This is a genomic window from Sphingomonas sp. CCH9-E2 (assembly GCF_001557215.1).
Lineage (GTDB): Bacteria > Pseudomonadota > Alphaproteobacteria > Sphingomonadales > Sphingomonadaceae > Sphingomonas.
The window spans coordinates 41459-47884 of the sequence record NZ_LSJM01000286.1; the positions used below are offsets into that span (position 1 = coordinate 41459).

8 protein-coding genes are annotated in these 6426 nt (G+C 66.3%); 4 read left to right on the forward strand and 4 right to left on the reverse strand.

All coding sequences use genetic code 11. The annotated features are described in order from the left end of the window. Nucleotides 1–189: 189 nt before the first annotated feature. Nucleotides 190–1164: an esterase-like activity of phytase family protein gene (locus tag AX681_RS13395; protein WP_066661818.1), complete on the forward strand. Its 975-nt coding sequence runs from the start codon at nt 190–192 to the stop codon at nt 1162–1164. A 97-nt stretch (nt 1165–1261) separates the two neighbouring features. Here the strand turns inward: AX681_RS13395 and rpmB are convergent, their stop codons facing one another. Continuing rightward, complete coding sequence (gene rpmB, locus AX681_RS13400; protein ID WP_066661821.1) at nt 1262–1552, reverse strand: 50S ribosomal protein L28; 291 nt, start codon at nt 1550–1552, stop codon at nt 1262–1264. Between the two features lie 171 nt (nt 1553–1723). Here rpmB and AX681_RS13405 point away from each other — a divergent pair, with 171 nt between their 5' ends. Then, nucleotides 1724–1999 carry a hypothetical protein gene (locus AX681_RS13405; RefSeq protein WP_066661823.1) on the forward strand — a complete coding sequence of 92 codons (276 nt, stop codon included), beginning with the start codon at nt 1724–1726 and terminating at the stop codon, nt 1997–1999. A gap of 86 nt (nt 2000–2085) precedes the next feature. Further along, nucleotides 2086–2514, forward strand: a complete 429-nt coding sequence (locus tag AX681_RS13410) for a nucleoside deaminase (protein WP_082738029.1) — start codon at nt 2086–2088, stop codon at nt 2512–2514. A gap of 35 nt (nt 2515–2549) precedes the next feature. Here the strand turns inward: AX681_RS13410 and AX681_RS13415 are convergent, their stop codons facing one another. Next, on the reverse strand, nt 2550–3230 hold the full coding sequence (locus AX681_RS13415; RefSeq protein ID WP_066661830.1) for an OmpA family protein: 681 nt from the start codon (nt 3228–3230) through the stop codon (nt 2550–2552). A gap of 128 nt (nt 3231–3358) precedes the next feature. Between AX681_RS13415 and AX681_RS13420 the strand changes: the two genes are divergently transcribed. Beyond that, entirely contained in the window at nt 3359–4666 is a 1308-nt protein-coding gene (locus AX681_RS13420; RefSeq protein ID WP_066661836.1) for a hemolysin family protein, read from the forward strand. Here AX681_RS13420 and AX681_RS13425 read toward each other — a convergent pair. Then, nucleotides 4663–4863 carry a hypothetical protein gene (locus AX681_RS13425; protein ID WP_066661840.1) on the reverse strand — a complete coding sequence of 67 codons (201 nt, stop codon included), beginning with the start codon at nt 4861–4863 and terminating at the stop codon, nt 4663–4665. The genes AX681_RS13420 and AX681_RS13425 overlap by 4 nt on opposite strands. A 59-nt stretch (nt 4864–4922) precedes the next feature. Continuing rightward, the coding region (locus tag AX681_RS13430; RefSeq protein WP_156456098.1) for a VWA domain-containing protein at nt 4923–6426 on the reverse strand (1504 nt) is incomplete at its 5' end.

Genomic DNA, 6426 nt, shown 5'->3' on the forward strand with positions numbered 1-6426 from the left:
TCCCGATACGCAACACGGGAAATCGGGCGGGGCGTTCGGATCGCACCGGCATGTCGGGCAGGTCCGCGAGATACGCCGCGGAACAGCTTGTCTGTCGTTTAGCTGAACGGCGTCCAACCCAGGCTGAACAAGGCTGTTATCTGAGGTTCAGCTTTGCGGCGCGATTGCGGCCGCTATGAAGGGCGCGCGATGCGCATCCTTCTGTCGATCCTGCTGATCCTGGTGTTCGTCCCCGACTGGTCGGGCGAGGCGCGGCTGCCGCTGTTGCCGCGCGATCCATCGATTCGGGCGACGCAGGTAACGCTGCGGGTAGGGGACACCAAGCAAACCCGACTGGGCGGACTGACCTTCCTCGGCGGGGTTGCACTGGACGGTCCGGGTCACGCGTTCGGCGGCTTTTCGGCAATGGCGGTGGACGGCGACCGGTTCATGCTGTTGAGCGACGGCGGCAACATCGTCTCGTTCACCATGGGCGCGGACTGGACCGCGCGCGCAGTTCGCTTCGCCGAACTTCCGGCCGGTCCCGGCAAAGGATGGCGCAAGCAAGATCGCGACAGCGAGTCGCTGACCACCGATCCTGCCACCGGCCAGATCTGGGTCGGGTTCGAGCGGGCGAATGCGATCTGGCGGTATGAGCGTGGCTTTGCGCGTGCGCAGGGGCACGCAACGCCGCCCGCTTTGTCAAACTGGTCGAGCAATGGCGGCGCGGAGGCGATGGTGCGCCTGCGCGATGGGCGCTTCATCGTCCTGGCGGAGGATCGCAAGGGCGACGCTGCGGGGACCGTGCGGGGCATCATGTTCAGCAGCGATCCAGTCGCGGCGCCGCGTCGCGGCTTCGCTTTCAGCTATCGCCCGCCGCGCGGCTTCAAGCCGACCGACATGGCGGAGTTGCCGGACGGGCGGATCGCGGTCCTCAACCGGCGATTTGCCTTGCCGCTGTCATTTACCGCGACGCTGACGCTGATCCCGCGCCGGGCGATTCGGCGCGGGGCGATCGTGACAGGCCGGGAAGTTGCGCGGTTCGAAGGGCCGGTGCTGCACGACAATTTCGAGGCGCTGGCGGTCGTGCGCGAGGGTCGGGACACGATCCTGTGGATTGCGTCGGACGATAACCAGCTGTTTCTGCAGCGGTCGCTGCTGCTCAAATTCCGGCTGAACCGATAGCGCGCGTCGGCGGCGAATCGGCTCGGGACACAAACGCCGAACGGCCCGCGTCCCGAAATGGGAGCGGGCCGATCAGAAACCCGGTCGCCGAAGCGAATCAGGCGGCGGCAGTCGCCTTCTTGACGATCTCGCGCTTCAGGCGGCGGGCACGCAGCGACAGCTTGTCGTCGCCGGTCTTCAGCAGCCAGTTGTCGAGGCCGCCATTATGCTCGACCGAGCGCAGGCCGTGCGTCGACACGCGCAGGCGAATCGAGCGCTCGAGCGCTTCCGACATCAGCGTCACATTCTGCAGGTTGGGCAGAAAGGTCCGCTTGGTCTTGTTATTGGCGTGGGAAACATTGTGACCCACCTGCCGGCCCTTGCCGGTCAGCTCGCAAATGCGCGACATCGAATCGTTCCTAGGTTTCAGCCTGTCCAGCGGCGCTGGGAAAGAGCGGCCCGATAACGGGACAGCGCGATTTCGTCAACCGTGCATCGCCCTGTTTCGCACCGTGCGTGCAACCCCTATGGTCAATGATGCGTTATTTCGCAAACGATTCGAACAGGGAGATCGGACTCGATGCGTGGACTTCTGGCAATTCTCGGCCTCGCGGCCGTCGTCATCGTGGTGCTGATGTCGCTCGGCATGCTGAGCATCGACATGAAGCCGGGCGCGCTCCCGACCGTGAAGTTCGAGGGCGGCAAGGCCCCGACCGTCGCTGCGGACGTTGGCGATGTCGGCATGGGCACGACCAACACGACCATCCAGGTGCCGACCATCACCATGGAAAACAAGACCATTCAGGTCCCGACGGTCGAGGTCGAGAAGGCGCAGCCGACTCCGGCTGCCAAGTAATTGCATGATCAGGCGGCGCGTCGGCATCTATGGCCGATCGCCGCCACTTGCGGCATAGCGGCGGCATGTTCCCGCTGCCCGAACCGATGCGCGCCGCACTCGACGCCGCGCGTGCTGCCGCCGAGACGAGCGAAGTTCCGGTCGGTGCGGTGGTGATGCAGGGCGAGCGCGTGGTCGCCGTTGCAGCCAATGCGCCACGTACCTTGCACGACCCCACCGCGCATGCCGAGATTCTGGCGATCCGCGCGGCTGCCCAGACGCTGGGCCGCGACCGGCTGGAAGATTGCGACCTGTGGGTCACGCTCGAGCCGTGTGCGATGTGCGCGGGCGCGATCGCCCATGCCCGCATCGCGCGCGTTTATTATGGCGCCAGTGATCCCAAGGGCGGCGCAATCGAGCATGGTCCGCGTTTCTTCACCCAGCCGACCTGCCATCACCGTCCTGAGGTCTATCCAGGGATCGGTGAGGGCGAGGCCGCTGCGCTACTGCGCGATTTTTTCGCCGCGCGGCGGTGATCCCCCTCTCCCCGCGAGCGGAGAGAGGGATGCATTCAGCGCCGCATATCGCTTTCGCGAATTGGCACGATCTTGATCTCGACGCGGCGATTCTGCGCGCGCCCCTCGATCGTGTCGTTCGACGCGATCGGCTGGGTCTCGCCATAGCCGAGCGTTTCGAGGCGGGCGGCCTCGACGCCGCGTGAGACGAGATAATCGGCGACGGCCACGGCGCGGCGCTCCGACAGCGTCTGGTTATAGGCGTCCGATCCGGTCGAATCGGTATGGCCGTACACGTCCACATAGGTCTGGTTGTAACGGTCGAGCACGTCGGCGACCTTGTCGAGCGTCGGCCGGAACTGCGCCTGCACCGTCGAACTGTCGGTCGCGAAGGTGATGCCCGACGGCATCGACAGGATCAGATCGTCGCCGCGGCGGATCACTTCGACATCGGTGCCGGCGGTGCGTTCGCGGATCTCGCGCTCTTGCCGGTCCATATAATTGCCGATCGCCGCGCCCGCGACCGCGCCGATGCCCGCGCCGACGATCTTTTCGGTGCGATCGCGGCGCCCGCCGACGATATCGCCGAGCAGATAGCCGCCCAGTGCGCCGCCGATCGCGCCGATGCCGGCCTTTGAGATACGCTGCTCGCCGGTCACCGGGTCGGTGACGCAGGCGCCGGTCAGCGCGAGCGCCGCGATGGCGGGGATGAGAGGCCAATTGGCGGGAATACGCATTACTTCCTCCTTGAAACTTGCGCGCGACAAACGGCCCGGACCGCGCCCTTGTTCCGCCTGCGCACCGACAATGCATGAATCGGGCGTTGTGAAACGGGGATGAATGCGACTATGGGAGGGACAGGCCAATGGACCCGCTTCCCCCCATACCCTGGATCGACGTCGCGATCATTCTCGCACTGGTCGCGCTCAACGGCGTGTTCGCCATGTCGGAGCTTGCGATCGTGTCAGCGCGCAAGGCGCGGCTGGAGGGGATGGCGCGTTCCGGAAAACGGGGCGCGCAGACGGCGATCGATCTGGCCGCCGATCCCGGCAAGTTCCTGTCGACCGTCCAGATCGGGATCACGCTGATCGGCATCATCAACGGTGCCTATTCGGGCGCGAGCCTCGGCACGCCGACCGGCGCGCGGATCGCTGCGCTGGGCGTCGAGCCGGAGCTGGCGCAGACGATCGGCTTCGCCATCGTCATCGCCTTCACCACCTATGTCTCGCTGATCTTCGGTGAGCTGGTACCCAAGCAGTTTGCGCTGCGCTCGCCCGAGCCGTTCGCGGTGGTGATCGCGCCGATGATGAAGCTGCTCGCGCGCATCACCGCGCCGATCGTGTGGGTGCTCGACCAGAGCAGTGCGCTGGTCTTCCGCCTGCTCGGGCTCAATCGCGAGTCCGAAAATCGCGTGACGGCCGAAGAGCTGCACATGATCGTCGCCGAGGCGACCCATTCGGGGGTGATCGAGGAGCATGAACGCTCGATCATCTCGGGCGTGGTGCGCCTGGCCGACCGACCGGTGCGCGAGGTGATGACGCCGCGCACCGATGTCGACTGGATCGACGTCAACCTCGATGAGGCCGCGATCCGTGCTGCGCTGTCCGCCACGCCGCACACCCGCCTTCCGGTCGCCGACGGGTCGGTCGATGCGGTGATCGGCGTGGTGCAGGCGCGCGACGTGGTGACGGCGCTGATCGAAGGGCGCCCGCTCGACCTGCGCGCGCTGGCGCAGACCGCGCCGGTGCTGCCCGATCAGGTCGATGCGATGGACGCGCTCGGTGCGCTGCGCCGTGCGGCGGTCCCGATGGGCTTCGTCCATGACGAATATGGGCATTTCGAGGGGATCGTCACGCCCGCCAATCTGCTTGCGGCGATTGCGGGGGAGTTCGCGTCGGATGCCGATGCGGGCGACAATCCTGCGATCACCGTGCGCGACGACGGGTCGCTGCTCGTTTCGGGGCAACTGGCGGCCGATGCGCTCGCCGACCGGATCAAGATCGAGCTGCCCGAGGATCGCGATTATGCGACCGTCGCCGGCCTCGCGCTCGCAGTGCTCAAGCGGTTGCCGAATGAGGGCGAGAGCTTCGTCGAGCAGGGCTGGCGCTTCGAAATCGTCGATATGGACGGCCACAAGATCGACAAGCTGCTGCTGAGCGAGATCGCGGACTAGCTGTCAGCGTCGCGCTCCTGCGCTGCCCGTGCGGCTTCTTCACGCGCCTCTTTCCAGCGTCGGTGCAGGTGCCGACCCCACCAGATGATCGCGATTGCCCCCGCCGCGAGCAGCGCGATCACCAGGAAGTGGGTGACCGTCGCCCATTCGAATGCTTCGGCCATTCCTGCCGGGGGCACATAGGGTTTCTCGTTCATTCCGCCGTCTCCCCGCGCACGTCCTCAGGGACAATGCGCGAGGAGGGCGATCGGGTGCATCAGTCCTTCGCTGCGCTGCGCACTTCCTGCACCGCCGCGAGCTGGGCGAGCTTGAGGAATTCGTTGCGCCAATAGCCCTGCGGGTTGCCGGCCAGCCCGCGGATCGCGGCATAGCTGTAGCCGCCGAGATATTTGTCACCGCGCAGCTTCTGTCCGAATGCCGCGACCGCGGTGGCAAAGGCCATGTCGCCGCTCGGCGTGGAGGCTGTACGCAGCAGCGATGCCGGTACCGGCTTTTCGATCAGCCGCGACGCGTCCTCGCCCGGCAGCTTGTAGCGCAGCTTGACGAAGGCGAGTTCGCGCCCCGACGCGCTCGGCGCAGGCGGGCGGTTGCCGTCGTAGCGGCGATCGGGCAGCCAGCCCTTCGCCCCGGTCGGCACCACTTCGTACAGCGCGGTCACCTGATGCCCCGCGCCGATATCGCCGGCATCGACCGCGTCATTGTCGAAATCCTCCTCGGCCAGCGCGCGATTCTCATATCCGATCAGGCGATACTGGCTGACCTGCGCCGGGTTGAACTCGACCTGGACCTTCACATCCTTGGCAATGGTGAAGAGCGAGGCGCTGAGCTCGTCGTCGAGCACCTTCTGCGCCTCCATCGCGCTGTCGATATAGGCGTAGTTGCCGTTGCCGAGATCGGCGATGCGCTCCATCAGCGCCTCGTTGTAATTGCCCTCGCCAAAGCCGAGCGTGGTGAGGGTGACGCCGCTGTCGCGATATTTTTTCACCATCGCCTCCAGCGCCTTGTTGTCGCTGACCCCGACGTTGAAATCGCCGTCGGTGGCGATGAAGATGCGGTTGATCCCGCCCTTGATGAAGTTCGCGCTGGCGATGTCATAGGCGAGCTGGATGCCCGCTGCGCCGGCGGTCGACCCGCCCGCTTCGAGGCAGTCGAGCGCGGCGCGGATATGTTTGGGATTTGCAGTGGGATCGAGCACGACGCCCGCCGCCCCGGCATAGACGACGATCGAGACGCGGTCCTTCGCTGTCAGCTTGTCGGCCAGCATCGTCAGCGCGCGCTTGACCAGCGGCAGCTTGTCGTCGCTGCTCATCGATCCCGACACATCGACGAGGAAGACGAGGTTGGCGGCGGGTCGCCCCTGCGCCGTCACGTCATAGCCGCGCAGGCCGATGCGGACGAGGCGGGTGTCAGGGTTCCAGGGCGTCTGCGCGACATCGGTGGTCACGCTGAACGGTGCCTGTCGCGACGCGGGCAGGGGATAGTCGTAGCGGAAATAGTTGATCATCTCCTCGGTCCGCACGGCTTCGGCGGGGGGCGTCTGCCCCTTTTGCAGGAAGCGGCGGACATTGGAGTAGGCGCCGGTGTCGACATCGACCGAGAAGGTGGAGACCGGCGCGGCCGCGACCGACTGGACCGCGGCGACCTCTTTGCCCGCATAGCGTTCGCGATTGTCGGCCGAGCCATAGGGCGCGGCGGCGGCTTGGCCGGGCGCGACCCGTTTTGCGGCATATTCGGCGGCAGAGCCCGGCGCGATGGCGCGG

Coding starts and splice junctions, on each gene's coding strand:
- AX681_RS13415 (WP_066661830.1), bottom strand. CDS start 3,230: ATGCGTATTCCCGCCAATTGGCCTCTCATCCCCGCCATCGCGGCGCTC.
- AX681_RS13410 (WP_082738029.1), top strand. CDS start 2,086: ATGCGCGCCGCACTCGACGCCGCGCGTGCTGCCGCCGAGACGAGCGAA.
- AX681_RS13395 (WP_066661818.1), top strand. CDS start 190: ATGCGCATCCTTCTGTCGATCCTGCTGATCCTGGTGTTCGTCCCCGAC.
- rpmB (WP_066661821.1), bottom strand. CDS start 1,552: ATGTCGCGCATTTGCGAGCTGACCGGCAAGGGCCGGCAGGTGGGTCAC.
- AX681_RS13425 (WP_066661840.1), bottom strand. CDS start 4,863: ATGAACGAGAAACCCTATGTGCCCCCGGCAGGAATGGCCGAAGCATTC.
- AX681_RS13405 (WP_066661823.1), top strand. CDS start 1,724: ATGCGTGGACTTCTGGCAATTCTCGGCCTCGCGGCCGTCGTCATCGTG.
- AX681_RS13420 (WP_066661836.1), top strand. CDS start 3,359: ATGGACCCGCTTCCCCCCATACCCTGGATCGACGTCGCGATCATTCTC.